The sequence below is a fragment of the Enterobacter sp. CC120223-11 genome, assembly GCF_900215375.1.
In the GTDB taxonomy this organism is placed as follows: Bacteria; Pseudomonadota; Gammaproteobacteria; order Enterobacterales; family Enterobacteriaceae; genus Scandinavium.
This window is the reverse complement of the sequence record NZ_OBEF01000002.1, coordinates 303,207-328,403: the sequence shown is the minus strand read 5'-3', so window position 1 is coordinate 328,403 and position 25,197 is coordinate 303,207. Positions and strand designations below refer to the sequence as shown.

Here is a 25,197-nt window from a genome sequence, read left to right as displayed (position 1 = left end):
ATCCCGTAGGCCGGATAAGCGCAGCGCCATTCGGCAGTTGCCCGCCCTCCTCCGAATTTTTAGATCTACTTCAAATAAATACGTAAATCCTATGACCAGTTGTGAAATTTAAGTTGCGTATTCTGCATGCTTCTCAGACGATAAGTAGAACGTTCTACTAAAACGTTCTACTCACAATAACAGCACGTATTCAGTGCATCTCAGGGTCACAGGTCGGGGGAAAACAGCATGAGTCTGTTCTCAGGGTTTGTTAAATCGTTGTCAAAACTGTCCATGATTGGTCGCGCCTTAATGCTGCCAATTTCACTTCTGCCCGCCGCCGGTCTGCTGCTGGCGTTCGGCGATAAATTCCATCTGCCGCTGATGATGAACGCCGGTGGCGTCATTTTCGATAACCTGCCGATGCTGTTCGCCATCGGTTCCGCCGTCGGGCTGGCATCCGAATCCGGGATTGCGGCGTTATCAGCAGCGGTATCCGTCTTCGTCACCAACATCACTATCAGCACAGTCCTGAGCATCACGCCGGAAATGGCTTCCCAGGGCGGGAAATATGCGATGGTGGTCGGCATTCCAACGTTGCAGATGGGCGTCTTTGGTGGCCTGATTTGCGGCGTGCTGGCGGCCTGGTGCTATAACCGCTTCCACCAGATGCAGCTGCCCGAATTCCTCGGCTTCTTCTCCGGTAAGCGCTTTGTGGCCATTGCCACCGCCTTCCTCTCCTTCATTATGGGCCTGCTGCTGCCGTACATCTGGTCGCATATTCAGTCCGGTATTGACGCGCTTTCCGTAGTGGTAAATGGCGACAACCAGGCGGCATCGACCTTTATCTTTGGCCTGGTCGAACGCGCGCTTATCCCGCTCGGGCTGCACCACATCTGGTATCCGTCGTTCTGGTACTCCTTCGGTGATTACACCACTCAGGCAGGCCAGGTCATCCACGGCGACCAGACCATCTGGTTCAAAATGCTGGAAGAGGGCGTGAAGTCCTTCAGCAGCGACAGCTACCAGAACGCCGGTAAGTTCATGCAGGGTGAATTCCCGTTGATGCTGTTCGCGCTGCCTGCGGCCTGTCTTGCGATGTACCACGAAGCGCACACGGCGAACAAAAAAATTGCCGCCGGTATTCTGTTCTCTGCCGCCCTGACCTGTTTCCTGACCGGCATCACCGAGCCCGTTGAGTTCACCTTTATCTTTGTGGCGCCGGTGCTGTACGTCTTCAACGCCATCATGGCCGGTCTGGCCTACATGACGATGTATCTGATGCATGCGCACATCGCCAAGTCGTTCTCTGCGGGCTTTATCGACTACCTGTCGTTCGGCATCCTGCCGTCGTTCAACGGCTATCAGACCAACTTCCTGAGCGCCATCATCATCGGCATTCCGATGGGCCTGATTTACTACTTCACCTTCCGCTTCGTGATCCGCCGCTTTGACGTGAAAACGCCTGGCCGCACCAGCGTCACCGCAAACGCCAACGACAAAACGGACACCGAACTGGCCACCGAAATCATCGGCCTGCTGGGCGGCGCGCAGAACATCGACTCCGTGGGTTCCTGCATCACCCGCCTGCGTCTGGAAGTGGCCGAAAGCGATATCGTGGACAAAGATGGACTCAATGCTTTGGGTGCCCGAGGCGTCGTCTTCGTGGGTGATTCAGGTATTCAGGTAATATTTGGCGCCAGAGCGCAATTTATCGCACAAACCATGTCGACGATGATTGGCAAATAAGCGGAAGATGTTACGCTGTCCACCGTCTCCTGCCCGTGCGGGAGACGGTGCGTTATCTGACTGATTGCGGTGGTTTATCAGGGAGCAGGTTTGAAAAAAGTCAGCATTATTGATGTGGCAAAAGAGGCGGGCGTCTCCGTCTCTACCGTCTCGCTGGTTCTGCGCCAAAAGGGCAAAATTTCCGACGCCACCATCGGGAAAGTTCAGGCTGCCATCACCCAGCTCGGCTACGTGCATAACGTTGCCGCCGCAAACCTTCGCGCCAACACCTCCAATCTAATCGGCCTTATCCTGCGTGACTTCAGCGACAGCTTCTCCATCAAAGTGATGGCAAGCGTGGTTCAGGAGCTGGAGAAGCAGGGGTTTATGGTTTTCCTCGGCCAGCCGTTGGATGACCGGACAAGCCTCGAGCGCTGCCTCCTCTCCTTCAAACAGCAGGGTGTGGCGGGCGTGATTTATCTCTCTTCGGACACCACGCGTGCAACGCTGCCGGACCTGATTCGCCAGTGCCCGCTGCCGTTAGTCGTGGTTTCCCAGTCGCTGATGGAAGAAAGCTGCAATATGGTGATGCGCGACAACCGCCAGGCCGCAAGCCTTGCCACCCGTTATCTGATTGAGCGCGGACACCGCAGCATCGGCTATATTGGCGGCCAGGCCGACTGCCTCATTCGCCAACAGAGGCTGCAGGGCTTTCGCAACGCGCTGACGCAAAGCGGCATGGTGTGGAAAGAAGACTCCGCCCCGGCCTGCAACGATGATACGCAGGCGGCAAGCCTTGCCACCCGGCAACTGCTGGAAAAACACAACACCATCACCGCCCTGCTCTGCCATTCGCCAGACGCTATGATCGGCTGCATCAACGGCATTCATCAGGTCGGCCGCACCATTGGAAAGGATGTGTTCCTGACTCAGCAGGTGGCCCTGGTTGGCTTCGAAGATATGCTGCACGTCAATCTTACTTCGCCGTCGTTTACCTACGTATCATCGGCAAGCGAGGAGACCGGGCGTCAGGCCGCTGGCGTTATCATTCGCAAACTGAGAGAGCCTGAATTACAGACTCAGCGCATCACGCTTTCCGGGCAGTTAATTGCCCGCGAATCGGCATAAAAAAGCCCGGCAGAACCGGGCCTGAATGCATATTTATTTTCCTTCGGCAGGGCGCACATCCATCACCGTAATTTCATACACCATAGTGGCGTTCGGCGGGATTTCCGGCGGTCGCCCCTGCTCGCCATAGGCCAGCTCAGGTGGCACCGCCATAATCATCTTACCTTTGTTGTTCATCTTGCCGATCGCGGATGAGAACAGCGGCGGGAAGTTAGCCAGCGGCAGGGAAAGCACGTTGCCCGTTTTGGTCATATCCTTAATCACCTTACCGTTAGCCAGGCTCTCTTTAACCGAAATGGCCACCACGTTGCTGGAGGTAATTTTTCCGTCGCCTTTATTCAGCACCCGGTAGTAATACCCCATGCCGTCTCGTTTTGTGCCTGGTTTTTTACTGAACGACTGAAGGAAGTCATTGCTGGCGCTGCTTTCTGCAGGCTTACGCTTAGCCATCGCCTGCTTGTTCATGACATCCAGCTGCTCGATAATTTTCTGTCGTGGGATCCGAAACTTGCCATTAAGCGTATCGCTCACGCCGCTAATCACCTGCGAGAGTTCCAGGGTAATGCCATCAGATTCCACCGTCCTCATCGCGCCGTTCACCTCATGCCCCCACAGCGTACCGAGCGCATAGGAACGCATTTCGTTCTGTGATTTGGGCTCCGGCGTAACGACAGCGGCGGACTTCCGATTGCGAAGCTCGGTCAGTTGCTTCTCCTGTGCTTTCACTTTCCCACTGGCGTCCTTCAGGCTTTTATTCATCTCATCACGGTCTTTCTGACTCTCCAACAGGGATTTCTGCGAGACGGCAATGTGTTCCTCTTTGCGCTTATTATCTGCGATCAGCGCCGTATTCTTCGCCAGCAGATCCTTCGCCACTTTCTGACTTTCTTCTAAAGCAGCCTTCATCTGTCCGGCCGCTTTGCCGGTATCATCCTGCGACGAGTCCAGGGTCGCCAGCTGCTTCGTCAGCGCCGCCGTTCGGGTCTGGCTTTCGCTCAGCTGTTGCTTAATCTGCGCCAGCGTCTTCACGTCTTCGGACTGACTGGACGTCAGCGTGGCGATCTGTTGTTGCAGTGCCGCCGATGCCGTCTGGCTTTCTGCCAACGATTTCTTCAGCATTTCGGCTTCGCGCTGACTCTGGCTCAGCGATTGCTTTAACGCAGCCACGGTCTTGTCGTCACTGCTGCGTGCCTCTGCCGCCTTCTCAGTCGCGGCCGTCTTCGCCGTCAGGTCCGTAATCTGAGCTGTCAGCGCAACAGCCTTATCCTGGCTCTCTGCGAGCTGCTTTTTAAGCTGAGAAACAGCCTGGCTCTCGAGTGTTTTGGCCGCGGCAAGCTCAAGCGAGTTGCTGATTTGGCTGGCGGTCAGGGTTGTAATCTGCTTTTTAAGCGCCGCATTTTGGTTCTGCAAATCAGTCAACTGCGCCTTTTGCCCGTCGTCTAAGGCCTTTTCGCCCGACTGAACCTTACTCATTGCCGCCAGTTGCTGGCTTTTTTCTTCAAGCTGTTGCTGCACGCTTTTCTGTTGGATTTCTAGCTGATTTCTTTGCTTTTGCGATTCAGCGAGCTTTTTCTGTAACGCTACGTATTCTGGCATAGTGGCAGCCAGTTGACTCTTTTGAGAACGCTCACCCTCCACGCATTCCGATATTACAACAGGCTTGTTATCGGCAGATTTGTTGACGATGGCTGGCGGAAGATCGATCCTTCTCTCTGTTAATAGATCAGGAATATCGCTGGACTGCGAAGTAATAATCTCCAGTGACTGAAGCGTTTTGGTATTGTCGGCTGCATTTACATTTAATGAAACAATGGCGCTAATCAGCGTCGGAAATACAAAAAAAAAAGTGAGCGTGGTGTGATACTTATCATTTAATGCTTTCTCCTGTACTGATCAAAGACTGGCGGACAGCAATCTCAATATCACTACACAATTTCTGCGTTTTAAATTTATACAGCGCATCCATTGTATCTTTGGTTTCTGCGCCAATTTCATCACGGACAGAGGTATACACTGAAGCACGGGAAAGCAGCAGATCGAACTCAGCCTTCTTTTGCGCATAACTCCGCTGATTAACTTTAGAAAGTGCGATCAATTCGCGCTGGCAGGTCGTCATGCTGCTTCTGACCTGGTTACCCTGAGCCGCTTCTGGTGCCTGTACGGAGGCTGATATCCTGCCCGGTTCAACTGGACGAGTTTTCTGCGGTACAGGGTTTTGACAACCCGCCACAAGGAAAGCCAACGGTAGAGCGATTTTCAGGCAGTGGATCGTCCAAAGATATTCACGATGTTTGTTTATACAATTCAAGGTGTCGCCCTCGTTAATGTTTTGTCTTTTTTAAATGAGAGTGCCGGATTATTTATAATTTAAAAATAAAAAACAATGCCTATAAATACACCGACGGCAATGTTGTTTATATGTAGGGAAAATGTTGTTGAAATAATCCAGTTTAAATATCCAGACATTATGAATTTAGCGAATGAAGTTTATTTTCACATGAGAAAATTAAGCGTTAAATATCGAATTCATGTGGAAAATTCCTAATGCATAAGAAAATGATTCCGTATTTTCCGATGAAAATTAAGAACATTTTCTGCCACTCTGTTTCAGGCTGCAGGTGCCTTTTCGCCAGACAGATGAGTAAAGTCGCGTCCATGGCCCGCCACGCCTTAACGCTTATGAGGGTATCAGTGGCACCTGGCAGAATGACTGCGGATAGGTTTGCCGTCTGCCGTAGCGATGGGAGTATCGTGGTGGAGAGGGTTTAGTGCGGAGCCGGTGGTGGAAACCCGGCAGGCATTGCGCCGCCGGGTATACAAGGTTTACTTACGACGCCAGGTTGTACCCTGAGCACCGTCTTCCAGCACAATGCCCATCTCGTTCAGACGGTCACGTGCTGCATCCGCCGCGGCCCAGTCCTTCGACTGACGCGCTTCCAGACGCTGCTTAATTAACGCTTCGATTTCCGCCACTTCGCCATCATCGGCCTGCGCCCCGCCCTGCAAGAAGAGTTCCGGATCCTGCGCCAGCAGGCCCAGCACGGCGGAGAGCTTACGCAGATGAGACGCCATGGCGTTTGCCGCAACCCCATCTTCGCCCTTCAGACGGTTCACTTCACGCGCCATGTCGAACAGCACGGAGTAGGCTTCCGGCGTGTTGAAGTCATCGTCCATCGCTTCGCGGAAGCGGGCCTCAAACGCTTCGCCGCCCGCGGCTTCAACGGAAGTATCCGTCCCGCGCAGTGCGGTATACAAGCGCTCCAGCGCAGAACGCGCCTGTTTCAGGTTCTCTTCGCTGTAGTTCAGTTGACTGCGATAGTGGCCGGACATCAGGAAGTAGCGCACGGTTTCCGCATCGTAATACTTCAGCACGTCACGCACGGTGAAGAAGTTGCCAAGCGACTTGGACATCTTCTCGCGATCGACCATCACCATGCCGGAATGCATCCAGGTATTTACGTACTCGCCGTCGTGCGCGCAGGTGGACTGGGCGATCTCGTTTTCATGGTGCGGGAACATCAGATCCGAACCGCCGCCGTGAATATCGAAATGTGAACCCAGCTGCTTGCAGTTCATCGCCGAACATTCGATGTGCCAGCCCGGACGCCCTTCGCCCCACGGAGACGGCCAGCTCGGCTCGCCCGCTTTCGACATTTTCCACAACACAAAGTCCATCGGGTTGCGTTTTACGTCCACCACGTCAACCCGTGCGCCCGCCTGGAGGTTTTCCAGATCCTGACGCGACAGCAGGCCATAGTTTGGATCGCTTGGCACCGAGAACATCACGTCGCCATTATCAGCGACATAGGCGTGACCACGAGCGATCAGCTTTTCGGTGATATCGACGATCTCATGAATGTGGTGCGTCGCGCGCGGCTCGTTGTCCGGGCGCAGAATGTTCAGCGCATCAAAATCTTTGTGCATTTCGACGATCATGCGGTCGACAAGCGCCACGAAATCTTCGCCGTTTTCATTAGCGCGTTTGATGATTTTGTCGTCAATATCGGTGATATTGCGCACGTACTTCAGATCGTAACCGAGAAAACGCAGGTAGCGGGACACCACGTCGAAGGCAACAAAAGTACGGCCATGGCCGATATGACAGAGATCGTAAACGGTGATACCACACACGTACATGCCCACTTTTCCGGCATGAATAGGTTTAAATTCCTCTTTTTGGCGCGTCAGTGTATTGAAGATTTTTAACATTGAAGATTCCATGTAAACGTGTGTGGTCTTAAACGGCGTATTCTACCCGTTATTCAGTCGGGAAGCAGCACGCAATGCAAGGTGATCGAACCCGGCGGTTATGCTATAACAACCCCCTATACGTGACCCGTCTGCGGGTATTCGCACCACTATATCGGAACAGGATGCAAAAATGGTTACTTTCCACACCAATCACGGCGATATCGTTATCAAAACTTTTGACGATAAAGCGCCTGAAACAGTTAAAAACTTCCTGGACTACTGCCGCGAAGGTTTCTACAACAACACCATTTTCCACCGTGTAATTAATGGTTTCATGATCCAGGGCGGCGGCTTTGAGCCAGGCATGAATCAGAAGACCACCAAAGATCAGATCAAAAACGAAGCCAACAACGGCCTGAAAAACACCCGCGGCACCCTGGCAATGGCCCGTACTCAGGCGCCACACTCCGCCACCGCGCAGTTCTTCATCAACGTGGTTGATAACGACTTCCTGAACTTCTCCGGCGAAAGCCTGCAGGGTTGGGGCTACTGCGTATTTGCCGAAGTGGTTGAAGGCATGGACGTGGTCGACAAAATCAAAGCAGTTGCCACCGGCCGCAGCGGCATGCACCAGGACGTTCCTAAAGAAGACGTTATCGTGACAAGCGTAACCGTCAGCGAGTAATTCGTGGCGACGCTTTTTATTGCAGATTTGCACCTGCACACAGAAGAACCGGCGATCACCGCCGGTTTTCTGCGTTTTTTACGCGGTGAAGCGCGCAGCGCCGATGCGCTGTACATTCTTGGCGATCTGTTTGAAGCCTGGATTGGCGATGACGACCCTGAACCGCTGCACCGCGAAATGGCGCGTGAAATCAAAGCCCTGGTTGAGTCCGGCGTGCCCTGCTACTTCATACATGGCAATCGCGATTTCCTGCTCGGCAAGCGTTTTGCAGCTGAAAGCGGCATGATCCTGCTGCCGGAAGAGCAGCGACTTGAATTATATGGTCGTCCGGTTTTAATTCTGCACGGCGATACGCTTTGTACGGACGATGCGGGCTACCAGGCCTTTCGTGCCAAAGTCCACCAGCCCTGGCTACAAAAGCTTTTCCTTGCCCTGCCGCTGTTCATCCGCCGCCGAATCGCCGCCAGTATGCGCGACGGCAGTAAAGCCGCCAACAGCCACAAGACCATGAACATTATGGACGTGAACCCGCAGGCAGTTGTCGACGTGATGGAAAAACATCAGGTGCAGTGGCTGATTCACGGCCACACTCATCGCCCGGCGGTACACGAGCTCAGCGCCAACGGCCGGCCCGCATTTCGCGTGGTGTTAGGCGCATGGCACGAGGAAGGATCGATGGTCAAAGTGACCACCGATAACGTCGAACTTATCGCCTTCCCGTTTTGATCAGCCGCGATCGTCCTTCGGCCCGAGGAAGTAGAACCCAAACGGCAGTGAACCGATAATGGTGAACATGATGCTGTAGATGGTCGCCCATGCGCCCTGCATGAAGTACATCGACACGCTCCACTGGTCCATCGGCAGGTTGTACTGATCCTCAACGCCCTGGAACGTCACTTTTGTCACCACCGACACCGCAACGATAAAAACAATGGCCACGGCCGTCAGAAACTTTTTCCCTTCCGGGGTGCGAAGAATTTTCAGCATACGCTCTCCTCGTGGTTATGCTGTGCTGCGAGTGTATCGCAGTCATTTTTTCTGTCAGGTTACGACTCCAGCGGTGACTTTACCTCATTTCATCCGCGATCGGGGTAAATTTACAGCAGCGTGCAACCGGACGGCGCATTTGCCCATTTCATCACCGCGCAACCGTTTTCCTTGCCGATTTTCCGTGCTATTCTCTGTGGCCTTCAATGCCGTGTGTTCCACACCCACAGGAGTTTTAAGACGCATGTCTTCCCGCAACAATCCGGCGCGTGTCGCCATCGTGATGGGGTCCAAAAGCGACTGGGCTACCATGCAGTTTGCCGCTGAGATCCTTGATGCCCTGAACGTACCGCACCACGTGGAAGTGGTTTCTGCACACCGCACGCCGGACAAACTCTTTAGCTTCGCCGAAACGGCTGAAGAAAATGGCTACCAGGTCATCATCGCCGGTGCTGGCGGTGCGGCGCATCTGCCTGGCATGATTGCCGCAAAAACGCTGGTACCGGTTCTCGGCGTGCCTGTGCAAAGCGCAGCCCTGAGCGGCGTCGACAGCCTTTACTCTATTGTGCAAATGCCGCGTGGTATTCCCGTCGGCACGCTGGCAATCGGTAAAGCAGGTGCGGCAAACGCAGCCCTGCTGGCCGCGCAGATTCTGGCGACCCACGACGGCGAACTCCACCAGCGCCTGGCCGACTGGCGTAAAGCGCAGACCGACGAAGTGCTGGATAACCCGGATCCGCGGGGTGCGGCATGAAGCAGGTTTGCGTCCTTGGCAACGGTCAGTTAGGCCGCATGCTACGTCAGGCCGGGGAGCCGCTTGGGATCAGCGTCTGGCCGGTTGGGCTGGAAGCCGAGCCGGAAGCCGTACCTTTCCAGCAAAGCGTTATCACCGCAGAAATCGAACGCTGGCCGGAAACCGCATTAACCCGAGAACTGGCGCTGCATAAAGCGTTTGTGAACCGTGACGTCTTCCCAATCATTGCCGACCGTCTGACGCAAAAGCAGCTGTTCGACAAACTCGGGCTGGCTACCGCGCCGTGGCAGCTGCTGGCAGAAAAAAGCGAATGGCCTGGCGTGTTCGACCGTCTGGGTGACCTGGCTATCGTCAAACGCCGTACCGGAGGCTACGACGGTCGCGGGCAGTGGCGTTTGCGCGCCGGGGAAACGGATCAGCTGCCGGAAGAGTGCTACGGCGATTGCATCGTCGAGCAGGGCATCAACTTCAGCGGCGAAGTCTCGCTGGTTGGCGCCCGTGCCCACGACGGCAGCGCGGTGTTTTATCCGCTAACCCACAATCTGCATCAGGAAGGTATTCTGCGCGTCAGCGTGGCCTTCCCACAGGCGAACGCTCAGCAGCAGTTACAGGCAGAAAGCATGCTGACCGCTATTATGAACGAACTGAACTATGTCGGCGTGATGGCGATGGAGTGTTTCGTCACGCCTGCGGGATTGCTGATCAACGAGCTGGCCCCGCGCGTGCATAACAGCGGGCACTGGACGCAAAACGGGGCTTCCATCAGCCAGTTTGAGCTGCACCTGCGCGGCATCACCAGTCTTCCGCTGCCGCCGCCGGTGGTCAACAGCCCTTCGGTGATGGTCAACCTGATTGGTACCGACCTGAACTATGACTGGCTGAAGCTGCCGCTGGTGCATCTGCACTGGTACGACAAAGAGGTGCGTGAAGGCCGCAAAGTGGGCCATCTGAATCTTAACGACAGCGACACCGGCCGTCTGAGCGCCACGCTGGAAGCCCTCACCCCCCTCCTGCCGCCTGAATATGCCAGCGGCATTGCCTGGGCGCAGTCAAAACTGAGTTAACCTTTCTGGCCGGGGATTGATCTTCCCCTTCCCCGGCCTGCTCTCACGCGCGTAAAATCCTCCCATGCTTTTCCACTAAGGATTTCTCCATGACTAATGGGACAGATTTCCGCGCCATTTTGCGCGCTGGAACGCCCATCATCGACGTGCGTGCGCCCGTCGAATATCAGCAAGGCTCAGTGCCTGCGGCCTTCAACCTGCCGCTGATGAACGACGAAGAGCGCGCTGCCGTCGGCACCAGCTATAAGCGTCACGGTGCCGAAGCCGCCCTGAAGCTCGGCCACTCGCTGGTGAAAGGCGAGAAGCGCCAGCAGCGCGTCAGCGCCTGGATTGAGGCACTCCAGCGTCATCCCGAGGCGTATCTCTGCTGCGCCCGCGGCGGCCAACGTTCGCATATCACGCAAGAGTGGCTGCGTGAGGCAGGCTTCGATGCGCCGCTGATTGTCGGCGGCTATAAATCCCTGCGCCAGACGGCGATCGCCGTGACTGAAGAGGCTGTTCAGCGCCCGATGGTGCTGGTTGGTGGCTGCACGGGTAACGGCAAAACGGAGCTGATTCGTACTCATGCGGCAGGGATCGATCTGGAAGGCCTCGCGCATCATCGTGGTTCGTCGTTTGGCCGCACCCTGGTCCCGCAGCTTTCGCAGGCGAGTTTTGAGAACGCGCTGGCCGTCGAACTGCTGCAGCGGGATGCCTCACGCTGGGTGCTGGAAGACGAAGGCCATATGATTGGCGCCAATCACCTGCCGGAATGCCTGCGCAACCGTATGGCACAGGCTTCGATTGTGGTGGTGGAGGATCCGTTTGAGATTCGCCTGGCGCGCCTGCGCGAAGAGTATTTCACCCGCATGCATCACGATTTCATGCAGGCCAGTGGTGAGGAAAAAGGCTGGCAGGAATACAGCGAATACCTGCATCACGGCCTGTTCGCCATTCGTCGTCGGCTGGGGCTCCAGCGCTTTGCGGAGCTGACGGAGAGGCTGGATTCCGCTTTGGTTGAGCAGCAGCAAAGTGGCACCACCGAAGCACATCTCAGCTGGCTGAAGCCGCTGCTGTCGGAATATTACGACCCAATGTATCGCTATCAGCTCAGCAAAAAAGCAGAGAAGATTGTGTTTCGCGGGACGTGGCAGGAAGTTTCTGGCTGGATTAGCCTCTGATAATAATTGCCCGATGCGCAGGCTTATCGGGCCTACAAAAACCTCATTCTCTCTCGATTTTGTAGGCCCGGTCAGGCAAAGCCGCCACCGGGCATTGTTCCAAATCAGAAATCGTAGCGCAGACGCACCAGATTCATGTCGCCGAGATCGTCGGTGCTTGAGGTGAAGACGTGTTCGTAGTCCACCTGGAAGCCGTAGTCGAGCTTGAAGCTGACGCCCACGCCGTTGTCGATACGCTGGTAGTTGCGTCCGTTGACGTACTGCAAACGGTCGCCCATAAAGTACGGCTGTACGGATTTGAGTCCATACTGACCAATCGGGAATTTGTAGCCCGCGAAGTACTCAATGCCCCACGCGTCGCCCGCGAAGTAGTCATTAACCGAGACTTTTTTGGTGGTCAGGAAGTTCTGATACCAGCCGCCGCCGAAGGAGAACGTCCAGTTATCCGGGGTGTAGCTCAACGCCGTACCGAGGATGTTCTGGTCATAGGTTTTGCTGTCGTTGTTGTCCGGGTTGCGCATATCGGCGCGGGTATAGTTCCACGCGGTACCCCAGGTCAAATCGTCGGTGATGTGGTAGTTCACACCCAGCGAACCGCCGCCCTTGCGCTTGTAGCGCAGACCGTTGCCCGGCAGATATTCATTGTCGTTGAACAGGTAAGAAGCGTAGAGATCAACGTCACCTACGGTTTTCTTGTATTTCAGCATCTTGCGAGAACGATAGGATCCATCATAGTCGCCGTTAATGCCGTTACCCGGAGCCTGGCCGATCATATCGTAATCCCAGATATCGGTTTTCGCGCCGACCACATCGTAATACACGCTGTTTTGCTGGCCGAAGGTTAACGTACCCCAGGTATTACTTTTCAGGCCGGTGTAGAGCATACGGCGTGATGTATTATTAGCGCCTTCAGCATAATGATTATCCCAGTCGAACAGCGCCGGAATATTCACCCCGAGCTCGTAATAGCTTATCCAGCTAATATCATCGAACAGATAATAATCAGCAGCAAAGCGGAAACGGGTCCCGCCATCGAAGCCATTACGCTTATATGAACCTTTGTCGCCGTCGCCCGTCATCATATTAAACTGTGGGCGGATACTGCCGCCGACGGTGAAATTCAGACGGCTCAAAGGATCGCCCGCCTGCGGATCCTGCTTGAGTAAAGTGATCTCGGCCTGAGTGGCCATAGACGTTAACGCCACTGCGGCACCGACGGCGAGCGCCAGTGCATTTTTTGTTATTTTCATGTTATATCCCTGAGTAAATTAACAGACACGCATTTACTTAACGGATATTAACTTTTATCTCCAAATTTGTGTCGATGGTTTTTTAATGAAACGTGCGATTAAACAAGTCAATTTATCCTTACGTGCGTTTAAAAAGATAAAACCGGCACGGTGGCCGGTTTTAATTAATGACGGATATAAATTAACTGCTGAACTGACGGAATAAGGCTTTGCCCTTCAGCAGGCGTAAACCCAGCCAACCGCCGCACAGTGAAAGTAAAATACCGCCACACAATGGTAACGTAATCCACAGACGCCAGTCCGGCTCCCACGGGAAATCAAACACCTTCGTTTGCAACACTGCCAGTGCCGTTTCTGCGCCGATCGCGGCCACCAGGCCAGACACCAGCCCTAAAAGAGCGAACTCCGCCCACAGCGTGGTGCGCAGCAGCGATTTGCCCGCCCCGAGCGTGCGCCACACCACCAGCTCCTGATGACGCTGACGCATTCCCACCTGCACCTGAGCCAGCAGCAACAGGACGCCGCAGACGGTCACCAGCACCACCATCACCTCCAGCGCGCGGCTGACCTGCTCCAGCACCTGTCCGACCTGCTTCAGGATCGCGCCAATATCCAGCAGGCTGACGGTAGGAAACTCGCGATTAAGCTGCGTTAACAGCGCACTGCCGTTATCCCAGCGGAAGCTGGTAAGCCAGCTTTGCGGCTGACCGTCGAGCGCGCCGTTCGGGAAGATAAAGAAGAAGTTAGGCCGCAGGCTTTCCCAGTCTACTTTTCGCAGGCTGGTCACCTGCGCGCTGAACGCCTGGGTATCGCCGGTGAAGGTCACCTTGTCGCCAATCCCCACGTTCAGGCGCTTCGCCAGCCCTTCTTCAATCGACACTTCCCCCGCTTTCGGCGGCCAGCTTCCAGCGGTGACGGTGTTGTGATCGAGCACCTGGCTCTGCCAGGTCAGGTTCAGTTCGCGGTTCAGCGCTTCGTCTTTATTGCCGTCGGTCGTTTTATCGTTAATCTCCGTCAGGCGTGCCCGGACGATGGGGTAAAACGTGGAGGGAATAACCTGATGCTCGGCCAGAAACGCTTTTACCGGGCCAACCTGTTCCGGGGCGATATTAATCAGGAAGTAGTTCGGGCTTTCCGGCGGGAGCTGTTGCTGCCAGCGGTCCAGCAGATCGCCGCGCAGCACCAGCAGCAGCGCCAGCAGCATAAAGGAGAGTGAAAACGCCGCCAGTTGGCTGAGCGTCGACCACGGCTGGCGCAGCAGGCGGCTGACTGCCAGGCGCAGCGCCAGCGACTTCAACGTTATGCGTTTGAGCAGATTCAGCAGCAGCCAGCCCACCAGGCCGCACAATATGGCCAGCACCACCGCGCCCGCCAGCACAGACCAAAGCAGCATTGAGCCGCCCATCAGCCAGGCCAGCAATGCCACCACAACCACAGTCATGGCCGGAATATAAAATTTAAGCGGCCAAACGTTCGCCACCGCATCGCGCCTTAACACCCGCAGCGGCTGAGTGGCCAAAAGCAAGCGCCACGGACGCATCCCCACCAGGGCGGAAATCACCACCATTGCGCCAGTGGCCCACAGCCACGGCCAGAGACTGGCTGGCGGCAGCGCCGCCGGAAGCACCGGTTTGAGCAGCACCATCAGGATATTTTCGAAAACCAGCCCCATCGCCCCACCGGTTATCAGCGAGAGCAGCAACAGCATCGCCCACTGCCCGAGGATCAGCTTGCGCAGCTGCGTTCGCCCGGCCCCGAGGGTTTTCAGCACCGCCACTAAATCGTAGCGGCTGCGGCAGTAATGCCCCATCGCCACCGCGACGGCGGCCACTGCCAGCAGCAGCGTCAGCAGTGCTGAAAGCAGAAGGAACTGCTGGGAACGTTCGAGTGATTTACCGAGTGCACCCTCATCCTGCTCGAGGCCAATCCAGCGCTGATCGGGCTTGAGCTGCGGCAGCAGCCATTTTTCGTAAGCTTCGATTTGCTGCGGAGTACCACCGAATTTGTAGCGCCAGCTGACGCGGCTGCCAGGCTGCACCGCCCCGGTTTTTGCCACGTCGGCAATGTTCATCATCAGGCGCGGAGCCATCTGGAACGGGTTAAAACCGGAATCAGGCTCCTGAACGACTTCACCCGCAATGCGCAGCGTGGCATCGCCGACGTCTATCGAATCCCCCGTTTTCAGGTTCAGCAGCGCCATCAGGCGTGGAGCAAGCAGCACCGTTCCGGCTTGCGGTTTCAGGCCCGCCGGGCTGGTATCCAGCTCGCCGTACATCGGGTAAACGTCATCGACCGCTTTTACGCTAGCCAGCTGCGGCGTGTCACCCGCGTAGGTCATGGTAGCGAAATTGATCTGCTCGCCTACCTTGAGCCCTGCTTCACGCGCTTTCGCCAGCCACTCCGGCGGGACTTCACGTGAAGTACGCAGCGTTCTGTCTCCGGCCATAAACTCGCGGCTCTGCTGGCTGAGACCTTTGTCCATACGGTCGCTGATGTTGCCGAGCGCCAGTACGCAGGCAACCGCCAGGCTCAGCGCCAGCCAGACAATCAGCAGCGACGGCGAGCGCCACTCGCGCCAGAACCAGCGGGCAATCATGACTCCTCCCGCAGTTGCCCGTTCACCAGCCGCAGCCGCCTGTCGCAGCGCGCGGCCAGTTCAGGGTCATGCGTGACCAGTATCAGGGTCGTGCCGTGTTCACGGTTAAGGGAAAACAGCAGGTCTGCAATGCGATCGCCGGTTTGTCGGTCGAGATTCCCCGTAGGCTCGTCCGCAAACAGCAAATCGGGCCGTCCGTTGAAGGCGCGTGCCAGCGCCACGCGCTGCTGTTCCCCACCAGAGAGCTGGGCCGGAAGATGGTGCAGGCGCTTGCCGAGGCCGAGCTGCTCCAGCAGCCCTCTGGCATGACTGCGACCCTGGCTGTCGCTTTCGCCGCGCAGCAGCGCCGGGAGTTCAACGTTTTCCAGCGCGTTGAGCGTCGGAATAAGCATAAAGGACTGGAAGACAAAGCCGACGTGGCGGGCACGCAATGCGGCGCGGGCTTCTTCATCCATCTGGTGCAGCGGCTGCCCCATCAGCTTCACTTCACCGCTGCTGCCGTCGTCGAGCCCGGCGAGGATCGCCAGCAGCGTCGATTTTCCGGAGCCCGATTCGCCGACCAACGCGAGCGTCTCGCCCCGTTTGACAAGCAGCTCAACTCCGGTAAGGATGGAAAGCTCCTGCTCCCCCTGACCGACGGATTTCTTAAGATGATGAACTTCAAGTATGTTTTCCGCTGGCATCTGCCGTTCCTGTTTATGCTGCTGTTAACCTGTCGCGCCGCGTTTGCCGACACGCTGTTAATCCTGGGTGACAGTCTGAGCGCCGGGTATCGCATGGCGGCGAACGCCGCGTGGCCCGCGCTCCTGAATGAAAAGTGGCAGCCGAAGACTGAGGTTGTCAACGCCAGTATCAGCGGGGATACCTCTCAGCAGGGGCTGGCACGCTTACCGACTCTGCTCAAGCAGCATCAGCCGCGTTGGGTGCTGGTCGAACTCGGCGGTAACGATGGCCTGCGCGGGTTTCAACCGCAGCAGACAGAGCAAACCCTGCGTACCGTGCTCAATGCAATTAAGGCCGCCAACGCCGAGCCGCTGCTGATGCAAATTCGCCTGCCTGCCAACTACGGTCGCCGGTATAATGAAGCCTTTAGCGCCATTTATCCGCAGCTTGCCGAAGAGTTTGATATTCCTCTGCTGCCGTTTTTCATGGAGGAGGTCTATCTGAAACCGCAGTGGATGCAGGATGACGGTATTCATCCCAATCGTGACGCCCAGCCGTTTATCGCCGACTGGATGGCGACGCGTCTGGCTCCCTTAGTTAAACACGACTCCTGAAACTCAGGGGTTGTCTTCAGGTAAAGTTATGCAAAAAACGGTCTTAATAACAGGATGTTCCAGCGGAATTGGGCTGGAGAGTGCGCAGGAACTGAAGCGTCAGGGCTTTCGCGTGCTGGCCGCCTGCCGCAAGCCGGAAGACGTGGCGCGGATGTCGGGCATGGGGTTCACGGGGATTCTGCTCGATCTGGATTCACCCGAAAGCGTGGACCGCGCCGCCGACGAAATTATTGCTATCACGGACAATCGTTTGTACGGCATTTTCAACAACGCAGGTTTCGGCGTTTATGGCCCGCTTAATACCCTCACCCGTCCGCAGCTCGAAAAGCAGTTTTCCGCCAACTTCTTCGGTGCTCATCAGCTCACTATGCGCCTGTTACCGGCGATGTTGCCGCACGGCGAAGGCCGTATTGTGATGACCTCTTCAGTGATGGGGCTGATTTCGACCCCAGGCCGTGGTGCTTATGCCGCAAGCAAATACGCGCTGGAAGCCTGGTCAGATGCGCTGCGCATGGAGCTACGCCACAGCGGCATTAAGGTGAGCCTGATTGAACCCGGCCCGATCCGCACCCGCTTTACGGAAAACGTGAACCAGACCCAGGCCGATAAGCCAGTGGAAAACCCAGGGATTGCCGCGCGCTTTACCCTGGGACCAGAGGCAGTGGTGGAAAAAGTGCGCCATGCTTTCACCAGCGAAAAGCCGAAGATGCGCTACCCGGTAACGATGGTGACTCACGCGGTAATGGTACTCAAGCGTCTGCTGCCGGGCCGGATGATGGACAAAATTCTGCAGGGCTGAGTTGAAGGTTTCGCCTTTGCCCCCATGTAACAGAGAAATCGACTAAAGAGAACGCCTCATGTCTGCACAATATATCGTTAACATTACCGAAGCGAACCTGCACCAGACGCTGGAGCAGTCCGCGACTGTGCCCGTTCTGTTCTACTTCTGGTCGCCGCGCAGCCAGCACTGCGAGCAGCTAACCCCGGTGCTGGAAGGCCTCGCAAATCAGTATCAGGGCCAGTTTATTCTGGCGAAGCTCGACTGCGACGCCGAGCAGATGATTGCCTCCCAGTTTGGCCTGCGCGCCATCCCGACCGTTTATCTGTTCCAGAACGGTCAGCCGGTGGACGGCTTCCAGGGCCCACAGCCGGAAGAAGTTATCCGCAACCTTCTCGACAAAGTGCTGCCGCGTGAAGAAGAGCTGAAAGCCCAGCAGGCCATGGCTCTGATGCATGAAGGCAATTACGCCGACGCGCTGCCGCTGCTGAAAGACGCCTGGCAGATGTCGAACCAGGACAGCCAGATTGGCCTGCTGCTGGCAGAAACCCAGATTGCGCTGAACCGTTCCGAAGACGCAGAAGCGACGCTGAAAACCGTGCCAATGCAGGATCAGGACACCCGCTATCAGGGGCTGGTGGCACAGATTGAGCTGCTGAAGCAGGCCGCCGATACGCCGGAAATCCAGCTGTTGCAACAGCAGGTAGAAGCGAACCCGCAGGATGCTGCGCTGGCTTCACAGCTGGCACTCCAGCTGCATCAGGTTGGTCGCAACGAAGAGGCGCTAGAATTGCTGTTCAGCCACCTGAAAAAAGATCTTGGCGCAGCAGACGGCCAGGCCCGCAAAATGATGCAGGAAATTCTGGCCGCGCTCGGCACCGGTGATGCGCTGGCATCGAAATACCGTCGTCAGCTCTATTCTTTGCTTTATTAACTGACACATTGCCGGGTGGCGGCTTCGCCTTACCCGGCCTACAAAAACCAAATCTGCCTGGTGCCCCGTAGGCCTGATAAGCGAAGCGCATCAGGCAATCAACCACCGGGCGGCATCAAACGACTACGGCTTTTTCAACTGCTTCACCACCAGCTGATGACGCGAATTGTAGAACTTCCGGTAGGTCAAATAGCAGGCAATAATGCTCGACAAACTCGCCGTTGAGAGCAGCATAAACGTCACCATAATCTGATACTTTATTGCCTTAACCGGATCGACACCGGCAAAAATCAGCCCCGACATCATCCCCGGTAAGCTCACCAGCCCGACCGTTTTCGCGGAATCCACCGTCGGGATCAGCGACGCGCGAATGCTCTCGCGAATCAGGTGCTGAGAAGCCACTTTCGGCGTTGCGCCGAGGCTCAATTTTTCCTGAATCTGCTGCTGTTGGCTGCTAAAGCGCTGGCCGAGATTGTTGTAGCACAACCCCACGGCAATCATCGCATTGCCCGCAATCATCCCGGAAATCGGGATCACCTGCATCGGCGTGAAGGTAATTGCCCCGGAAAAAATCAGCACGGCCAGGGTCAGCCCGGCACCAGTTGTAATAGCGATAAAAGAAGAGACAAACGCATGGCTGATGTATTTACTGCGCTTTTGCGCGTTATAGGCCGCGTTGAAGCAGATAAACAGCACCATTAACAACGTGAGCAAAGCATTGTTAACGTTGAAGATGGATTTCAACACGTAACCCACAATCACCAGCTGCACAACGGCCCGGCAGATGCTCCATACAATGTCTTTTTCAAGCGCCAGCTTTTCCCGATAGCTGACGATAATTGCCACCAGCACCAGCCCCATGGATAACGCCAGCGACTCATTGGAAATGTTATGCCCGGTCATGAACCTGCTCCTCCATGCCGCCCGCATGCGGTTTTAAGGTAATCACATCGTCCGCATGACCGATCTCACCCGCATCATGAGTGACCCACAGCACGCCCACGCCCTGCTCTTTCACGTAGCGCTGAATAATCTCATTCACGTTATGCTTATTACTTTCATCCAGCGCGCTGGTTATTTCATCCAGCAATAAAACTCGGGGTAAAAATTGCAGATTACGAATCAGCGAAATACGCTGCTTTTCCCCGCCAGACAGTTCATTAATTGATTTTTGCAGCGTCTCTTCCGGCAAATTAAATTGCGCCAGATCGGCCAGTAATTTTTCAGGCTCAGGCCGCTTGCCGCGTATTTGCCACGGAAAAAGTAAATTGTCGTACACCGTATCGCCAAACAGCGCAGGGGTTTGCGCGCAGTACGAAACCTGCTGACGATAGGTTTCAGGAGAGAGACGCGTAATATCCTCGCCGCAGTAAAGAATGGCCCCTGACGTCGGGCTCAGCAGCGAAGCGATAATTTTCAGCAGCGTGCTTTTCCCACTGCCGGAAGGGCCGGTTATCAGGGTGAATTGCCCTTCGCTTAGCGTCAGGTTGATGTTATTTAACAGCGGAATGCCATCGGGTTTAAAACCTAGCTGGTCGACCTGTAATAATGCCTTCATTCTTTTCTCTTTTATCTCGCTTATTCCTCGTTATTGTATGCCTGCGGCCTTCGCGCTGAGAAGGATAAAAGTTATACTTTCAGCTATCGGGCCGACGAAGGCAGTCGGCTATCAGGCAAAAACAGGAGGTTTTAAATGCTCGTCTTTATTCCCGTTCTGATCTTCGTGGCGCTGGTGATTGTTGGCGCTGGCGTGAAGATCGTTCCGCAAGGCTACCAATGGACCGTCGAGCGCTTTGGGCGCTACACCAAAACCCTGCAGCCAGGTCTGAGTCTGGTCGTTCCGTTCATGGACCGTATCGGTCGTAAAATCAATATGATGGAGCAGGTGCTGGATATTCCCTCCCAGGAAATCATCTCCAAAGATAACGCCAACGTGGCGATCGATGCCGTCTGCTTTATTCAGGTCATTGATGCGCCGAAAGCGGCGTATGAAGTCAGTAATCTCGAGCTCGCCATCATCAACCTGACGATGACCAACATCCGTACCGTGCTGGGCTCAATGGAACTCGATGAAATGCTCTCCCAGCGCGACAACATCAATACCCGCTTGCTACACATTGTCGATGAAGCGACCAATCCGTGGGGCATCAAGATCACCCGTATCGAAATCCGCGACGTTCGCCCACCGGCAGAACTGATCGACGCCATGAATGCCCAGATGAAAGCGGAACGAACCAAGCGTGCCTATATTCTGGAAGCAGAAGGTATCCGCCAGGCGCAGATTGTGAAAGCCGAAGGTGAGAAACAGTCGAAGATCCTCAAAGCCGAAGGTGAGCGTCAGTCCGCATTCCTGCAGGCCGAAGCGCGTGAACGTTCCGCCGAAGCAGAAGCCCGCGCCACGCAGATGGTGTCCGAAGCCATTGCCGCCGGTGACATTCAGGCAGTGAACTACTTCGTGGCGCAGAAATACACCGACGCGCTGCAGCAGATTGGATCCGCCAATAACAGTAAAGTGGTGATGATGCCGCTGGATGCCAGCAGCCTGATGGGCTCGATTGCCGGGATCGCTGAACTGGTGAAAGACAGCGCCAGCGAACGGAGAAAATAATGATCGATGCCCTGCTCGTTCACCCGCATATTTTCTGGCTAAGCCTCGGCGGCGTGCTGCTAGCGGCGGAAATGCTCGGCGGTAACGGCTATCTGCTGTGGAGCGGCGTGGCGGCAATCGTGACCGGGCTTCTGGTCTGGCTGCTGCCGTTCGGCTGGGAGTGGCAAGGCGCGCTGTTTGCCGTCTTAACGCTGCTGGCCGCGTGGCTGTGGTGGCGCTGGCTGGCGAATCGCGTACGCCAGCAGCCGCGTGCAGACAGCCAGCTGAATCAGCGCGGACAACAGCTTGTCGGCAAGGTGTTCACGCTGGAAAACGCGCTCAGCAACGGTCGCGGCCACATGCGCGTCGGCGACAGCTCATGGCCGGTCACCGCCGATGACGATCTCCCGGCGGGCAGCCGCGTGGAGGTGGTTGCGGTGGAAGGGATCACCCTGAAGGTACGCCCGCACTAACTTTTTTTACGATGACAGCAGCCGGAAAGATTATCAATAATCGGGCAGTCGGCGCTGTCATCGCCCGGACAGGCATCCGCCAGCGCCAGCAGATGCTCACGCATTCCCTGCAATTCCTGAATGTGCCGCTCGATATCCGCCACCTTCTGTAAGGTGCGCGCCTTCACATCTGCGCTATGGCGGCTCGGGTCGTTAAACAGGTTTACCAGCTCACCGCACTCTTCCAGATTGAATCCGACCTGCCGCGCCTGACGCAGTAGCGTCAGCTCATCCAGGTGTTTTTGTGAATAGGTACGGTAGCCGTTGTCGCTGCGCAGCGGCGGTGTTACCAGCCCTTTCTCTTCGTAAAAACGAATCGCTTTGCTGGTCAAACCGGTTTTTTTCGCCACATCGCTGATATTCATTCTTTCCCCTTGACCTTCCCCTTGATGGAAGGTTTAACCTCAGTAACAGTAAGAAGAAGCATCAGGCTGGTCAAGTGCCAGCGAGGTTTAATTTCGGAGGATTTATGTCCAATACCATTACTCTTACGCTCGATGGCCTCTCCTGTGGCCACTGCGTAAAACGCGTGAAAGAGAGCCTGGAACAGCGTCCTGACGTTGAACAGGCTGAAGTCACTATTACCGAAGCCAGCGTAACTGGCAGCGCCAGCGCCGAAGCGCTTATCGACACCATCAAACAAGCCGGATACGGGGCGGAGCTCAGCCACCCAAAGGCTGACCCGCTGACAGAGTCATCACTCCCGTCGGAAGCACTGACAGCGGCCCCTTCTGCGCTTCCGGCAGCCGATGACCTCGACGACAGCCAGCAGCTGTTGATCAACGGCATGAGCTGCGCCAGCTGTGTCTCCCGGGTTCAGAACGCGCTTGCCGCGGTGCCGGGCGTCACTCAGGCACGGGTCAATCTGGCGGAACGCACGGCGCTGGTTATGGGCAGTGCGGCCGCCTCCGATTTAGTGCAGGCGGTGGAAAAAGCAGGCTATGGCGCGGAGGCTATCGAAGACGATCTCAAACGCCGCGAGCGTCAGCAGGAAACCGCCATTGCGACCATGAAACGCTTCCGCTGGCAGGCGATTGTCGCCCTGCTGGTCGGTATTCCGGTGATGATCTGGGGCATGATCGGCGACAACATGATGGTCACCGACGCCAACCGCTCACTCTGGCTGATTATCGGCCTGATTACGCTGGCAGTCATGGTCTTTGCAGGCGGCCACTTTTATACCAGCGCGTGGAAAAGCCTGAAAAATAAAACAGCCACGATGGACACTCTTGTGGCGCTCGGTACCGGCGTGGCGTGGCTCTATTCGATGAGCGTCAACCTGTGGCCACAGTGGTTCCCGATGGAAGCGCGGCACCTCTATTATGAGGCCAGCGCGATGATTATCGGTTTGATCAACCTCGGCCATATGCTGGAAGCCCGGGCCCGCCAGCGCTCCTCGAAAGCGCTGGAAAAATTGCTCGACCTCACCCCACCAACCGCACGCGTGGTCACGGAAGAAGGTGAAAAATCCGTGCCGCTGGCGGACGTTCAACCAGGCATGACGCTGCGCCTTACCACCGGCGATCGCGTGCCCGTCGACGGTGAAATCACCCAGGGCGAAGCCTGGTTTGATGAAGCGATGCTGACCGGCGAACCGGTGCCACAGGAAAAAGGCGACGGGGAAAGTATTCACGCCGGGACGGTGGTGCAGGACGGCAGTGTGCTGTTCCGCGCAAGCGCCGTCGGCAGCCACACCACGCTGTCGCGCATTATCCGCATGGTGCGTCAGGCGCAGAGCAGCAAGCCGGAAATCGGCCAGCTGGCAGACAGAATTTCCGCCGTGTTTGTGCCAACGGTGGTGGCCATCGCGCTGTTCAGCGCCGCCATCTGGTATTTCTTCGGCCCTGCGCCGCAGATTGTTTACACCCTGGTGATTGCCACCACGGTACTGATCATCGCCTGCCCTTGCGCACTTGGCCTGGCAACGCCGATGTCGATTATTGCCGGAGTCGGGCGAGCCGCTGAATACGGCGTGCTGGTCCGGGATGCCGACGCACTGCAGCGCGCCAGTGAACTGGACACGCTGGTATTCGACAAAACCGGCACGCTCACCGAAGGGAAACCGCAGGTCGTGGCGGTGAAAACCTGGGGCGATCTTCCTGAGAGCCAGGTCTTACGCCTTGCGGCCGCGCTGGAGCAGGGTTCCAGCCATCCGCTGGCCCGCGCCATTATTGAAAAAGCAGGCGCAGAACCGCTGCCGCAGGTGAATGCGTTCCGTACGCTGCGGGGTCTTGGCGTGAGCGGTGAAGCGGAAGGTCATACGCTGCTGCTGGGCAATCAGGCGCTGCTGAATGAACAGCAGATTGCCACCACAGACGTCGAAGCAGAAATTCAGGCCCAGGCGGCCAAAGGTGCCACGCCGGTACTGTTGGCGGTGGACGGCAAAATGGCTGCGCTGTTTGCCATTCGCGATCCGCTGCGTGAAGACAGCGTGGCGGCGCTTTCCCGGCTGCACCGCGAAGGCTATCGCCTGGTGATGTTGACCGGCGACAATCCGATAACCGCCAACGCGATTGCCAAAGAAGCGGGCATTGACGAAGTGATTGCCGGAGTGTTGCCGGACGGCAAAGCCGAAGCCATTAAAAAGCTTCAGGCTGAAGGCCGCAAAGTGGCGATGGTCGGTGACGGCATTAACGATGCCCCGGCGCTGGCACAGGCGGAAGTGGGTATCGCGATGGGCGGCGGCAGCGATGTCGCCATCGAAACCGCCGCTATCACCCTGATGCGCCACAGCCTGACGGGCGTTGCCGACGCGCTGGCGATTTCACGTGCCACGCTGCGCAACATGAAGCAGAACCTGCTGGGGGCGTTTGTTTATAACTCGCTCGGTATCCCGATTGCCGCCGGGATCCTTTGGCCGCTCACCGGCACGCTGCTGAACCCGGTGGTCGCCGGGGCAGCGATGGCGTTGTCGTCCATCACCGTGGTTAGCAACGCCAACCGCCTGCTGCGCTTTAAGCCAAAAGCATAACGCCTGTTCCGGCCCTTAATTGAGCACGTTAAGGGCCAGATGCTGGAGCAGCATAATGGTTTTTCCGTCCTGAATCTCACCGCTGCGGATGGCGTCCAGCGCCTTCGCCAGCGGCCACTCAAGCACTTCGATGTCTTCCCCTTCCTCAGCCAGGCCTCCACCCTGCCCGCTTCGGTCCTTCTCGCTGTACTCCGCAATGAAAAAGTAGAGCTTTTCAGTCACCGAACCGGGGCTCATAAACGCCTCGAATATCTTCTCCGGCTGCGCCACCTTAAAACCGGTTTCTTCTTCGGCTTCAGCAATAATACGCTGTTCCGGAGAAGCGTTATCCAGCAGGCCCGCCGCGGCTTCAATCAGGTAACCATGCTTGTCATGAAGGTAAACCGGCAGGCGAAACTGGCGGGTCAGCACCACCGTTTTCTTCTCACGGCTGTAGAGCAAAATGGTCGCGCCGTGACCACGGTCGTAGGCTTCCCGGCTCTGCTGTTGCCATGAGCCGTCCTGGCGGCGCAGTTCGAAGGTGTATTTTTTCAGGATGTACCAGTTATCAGACAGCAGCTGTTCGTCGAGATGGCGCACGTGTTCAGTGATTTTTTGCATGTTTTATTCTCCGGCA

General features: G+C 56.3%; 24 protein-coding genes. 13 read left to right on the top strand and 11 right to left on the bottom strand.

All coding sequences use genetic code 11. The annotated features are described in order from the left end of the window. The first annotated feature begins 228 nt into the window (after positions 1–228). Both CRO87_RS03785 and malI read left to right on the top strand, forming a co-directional pair. Positions 229–1,728, top strand: a complete 1,500-nt coding sequence (locus tag CRO87_RS03785) for a PTS transporter subunit EIIC (RefSeq protein WP_097161588.1) — start codon at positions 229–231, stop codon at positions 1,726–1,728. Positions 1,729–1,818: 90 nt separating this feature from the next. Continuing rightward, positions 1,819–2,835 (top strand): Mal regulon transcriptional regulator MalI, encoded by a 1,017-nt coding sequence (gene malI, locus CRO87_RS03780; RefSeq protein ID WP_097161587.1) that lies wholly within the window; start codon positions 1,819–1,821, stop codon positions 2,833–2,835. A gap of 33 nt (positions 2,836–2,868) precedes the next feature. Here malI and CRO87_RS03775 read toward each other — a convergent pair whose 3' ends face one another. The 3 genes from CRO87_RS03775 to cysS all read right to left on the bottom strand — a co-directional run bounded on the left by CRO87_RS03775 (position 2,869) and on the right by cysS (position 7,044). Next, positions 2,869–4,431: an FKBP-type peptidyl-prolyl cis-trans isomerase gene (locus CRO87_RS03775; RefSeq protein ID WP_097161586.1), complete on the bottom strand. Its 1,563-nt coding sequence runs from the start codon at positions 4,429–4,431 to the stop codon at positions 2,869–2,871. A 271-nt stretch (positions 4,432–4,702) separates the two neighbouring features. After that, positions 4,703–5,143 (bottom strand): hypothetical protein, encoded by a 441-nt coding sequence (locus tag CRO87_RS22460; RefSeq protein ID WP_141398662.1) that lies wholly within the window; start codon positions 5,141–5,143, stop codon positions 4,703–4,705. 515 nt (positions 5,144–5,658) lie between these two features. Continuing rightward, positions 5,659–7,044 (bottom strand): cysteine--tRNA ligase, encoded by a 1,386-nt coding sequence (gene cysS / locus CRO87_RS03765; RefSeq protein WP_097161584.1) that lies wholly within the window; start codon positions 7,042–7,044, stop codon positions 5,659–5,661. A gap of 172 nt (positions 7,045–7,216) precedes the next feature. On the opposite strand from cysS, the gene ppiB reads away from it, so the two are divergent. Then, entirely contained in the window at positions 7,217–7,711 is a 495-nt protein-coding gene (ppiB, locus tag CRO87_RS03760) for a peptidylprolyl isomerase B (protein WP_097161583.1), read from the top strand. Between the two features lie 3 nt (positions 7,712–7,714). Further along, entirely contained in the window at positions 7,715–8,437 is a 723-nt protein-coding gene (gene lpxH, locus CRO87_RS03755; protein WP_097161582.1) for a UDP-2,3-diacylglucosamine diphosphatase, read from the top strand. Here lpxH and CRO87_RS03750 read toward each other — a convergent pair whose 3' ends face one another. Then, a complete protein-coding gene (locus CRO87_RS03750; protein WP_097161581.1) occupies positions 8,438–8,698 on the bottom strand; it encodes a DUF2534 family protein in 261 nt (86 codons plus the stop codon). A 244-nt stretch (positions 8,699–8,942) separates the two neighbouring features. On the opposite strand from CRO87_RS03750, the gene purE reads away from it, so the two are divergent. The 3 genes from purE to mnmH all read left to right on the top strand — a co-directional run bounded on the left by purE (position 8,943) and on the right by mnmH (position 11,676). Next, on the top strand, positions 8,943–9,452 hold the full coding sequence (gene purE / locus CRO87_RS03740; protein ID WP_097161580.1) for a 5-(carboxyamino)imidazole ribonucleotide mutase: 510 nt from the start codon (positions 8,943–8,945) through the stop codon (positions 9,450–9,452). Beyond that, entirely contained in the window at positions 9,449–10,516 is a 1,068-nt protein-coding gene (purK, locus tag CRO87_RS03735; RefSeq protein WP_097161579.1) for a 5-(carboxyamino)imidazole ribonucleotide synthase, read from the top strand. Before purE ends, purK begins: the two co-directional genes overlap by 4 nt. Positions 10,517–10,605: 89 nt before the next feature. Further along, positions 10,606–11,676 (top strand): tRNA 2-selenouridine(34) synthase MnmH, encoded by a 1,071-nt coding sequence (mnmH, locus tag CRO87_RS03730; protein ID WP_097161578.1) that lies wholly within the window; start codon positions 10,606–10,608, stop codon positions 11,674–11,676. 104 nt (positions 11,677–11,780) lie between these two features. Here the strand turns inward: mnmH and CRO87_RS03725 are convergent, their stop codons facing one another. From CRO87_RS03725 to ybbA, 3 genes are all read right to left on the bottom strand, one after another. Then, positions 11,781–12,926: a porin gene (locus tag CRO87_RS03725; protein ID WP_097161577.1), complete on the bottom strand. Its 1,146-nt coding sequence runs from the start codon at positions 12,924–12,926 to the stop codon at positions 11,781–11,783. Positions 12,927–13,107: 181 nt separating this feature from the next. After that, a complete protein-coding gene (gene ybbP / locus CRO87_RS03720; protein WP_097161576.1) occupies positions 13,108–15,522 on the bottom strand; it encodes a putative ABC transporter permease subunit YbbP in 2,415 nt (804 codons plus the stop codon). Further along, positions 15,519–16,205, bottom strand: a complete 687-nt coding sequence (gene ybbA, locus CRO87_RS03715) for a putative ABC transporter ATP-binding protein YbbA (protein WP_097161673.1) — start codon at positions 16,203–16,205, stop codon at positions 15,519–15,521. Before ybbA ends, ybbP begins: the two co-directional genes overlap by 4 nt. Here ybbA and tesA point away from each other — a divergent pair. The 3 genes from tesA to CRO87_RS03700 are packed head-to-tail and all read left to right on the top strand — an operon-like array spanning position 16,173 to position 18,511. Beyond that, positions 16,173–16,799 carry a multifunctional acyl-CoA thioesterase I/protease I/lysophospholipase L1 gene (gene tesA / locus CRO87_RS03710; protein WP_141398661.1) on the top strand — a complete coding sequence of 209 codons (627 nt, stop codon included), beginning with the start codon at positions 16,173–16,175 and terminating at the stop codon, positions 16,797–16,799. The genes ybbA and tesA overlap by 33 nt on opposite strands. A gap of 28 nt (positions 16,800–16,827) precedes the next feature. Then, the gene (locus CRO87_RS03705) at positions 16,828–17,598 is read left to right on the top strand and encodes an SDR family oxidoreductase (RefSeq protein WP_097161575.1); all 771 of its coding nucleotides are present in this window, start codon (positions 16,828–16,830) and stop codon (positions 17,596–17,598) included. A 58-nt stretch (positions 17,599–17,656) separates the two neighbouring features. Continuing rightward, entirely contained in the window at positions 17,657–18,511 is an 855-nt protein-coding gene (locus CRO87_RS03700) for a co-chaperone YbbN (RefSeq protein ID WP_097161574.1), read from the top strand. Positions 18,512–18,634: 123 nt separating this feature from the next. Here the strand turns inward: CRO87_RS03700 and fetB are convergent, their stop codons facing one another. Beyond that, positions 18,635–19,414 (bottom strand): iron export ABC transporter permease subunit FetB, encoded by a 780-nt coding sequence (gene fetB, locus CRO87_RS03695; RefSeq protein WP_097161573.1) that lies wholly within the window; start codon positions 19,412–19,414, stop codon positions 18,635–18,637. Continuing rightward, complete coding sequence (gene fetA, locus CRO87_RS03690) at positions 19,401–20,069, bottom strand: iron ABC transporter ATP-binding protein FetA (protein ID WP_097161572.1); 669 nt, start codon at positions 20,067–20,069, stop codon at positions 19,401–19,403. The genes fetB and fetA overlap by 14 nt, the downstream gene beginning before the upstream one ends. A 135-nt stretch (positions 20,070–20,204) precedes the next feature. On the opposite strand from fetA, the gene CRO87_RS03685 reads away from it, so the two are divergent. Both CRO87_RS03685 and CRO87_RS03680 read left to right on the top strand, forming a co-directional pair. Beyond that, the gene (locus CRO87_RS03685) at positions 20,205–21,119 is read left to right on the top strand and encodes an SPFH domain-containing protein (protein ID WP_097161571.1); all 915 of its coding nucleotides are present in this window, start codon (positions 20,205–20,207) and stop codon (positions 21,117–21,119) included. Further along, positions 21,119–21,571: an NfeD family protein gene (locus tag CRO87_RS03680; protein WP_097161570.1), complete on the top strand. Its 453-nt coding sequence runs from the start codon at positions 21,119–21,121 to the stop codon at positions 21,569–21,571. The genes CRO87_RS03685 and CRO87_RS03680 overlap by 1 nt, the downstream gene beginning before the upstream one ends. Here CRO87_RS03680 and cueR read toward each other — a convergent pair. Next, positions 21,568–21,975: a Cu(I)-responsive transcriptional regulator gene (gene cueR, locus CRO87_RS03675; protein ID WP_097161569.1), complete on the bottom strand. Its 408-nt coding sequence runs from the start codon at positions 21,973–21,975 to the stop codon at positions 21,568–21,570. The two genes, CRO87_RS03680 and cueR, sit on opposite strands and share 4 nt — an antisense overlap. A 104-nt stretch (positions 21,976–22,079) precedes the next feature. On the opposite strand from cueR, the gene copA reads away from it, so the two are divergent. After that, entirely contained in the window at positions 22,080–24,581 is a 2,502-nt protein-coding gene (gene copA / locus CRO87_RS03670) for a copper-exporting P-type ATPase CopA (RefSeq protein WP_097161568.1), read from the top strand. Between the two features lie 15 nt (positions 24,582–24,596). Here copA and CRO87_RS03665 read toward each other — a convergent pair whose 3' ends face one another. Further along, on the bottom strand, positions 24,597–25,181 hold the full coding sequence (locus CRO87_RS03665) for an NUDIX domain-containing protein (protein WP_097161567.1): 585 nt from the start codon (positions 25,179–25,181) through the stop codon (positions 24,597–24,599). Positions 25,182–25,197 lie beyond the last annotated feature (16 nt).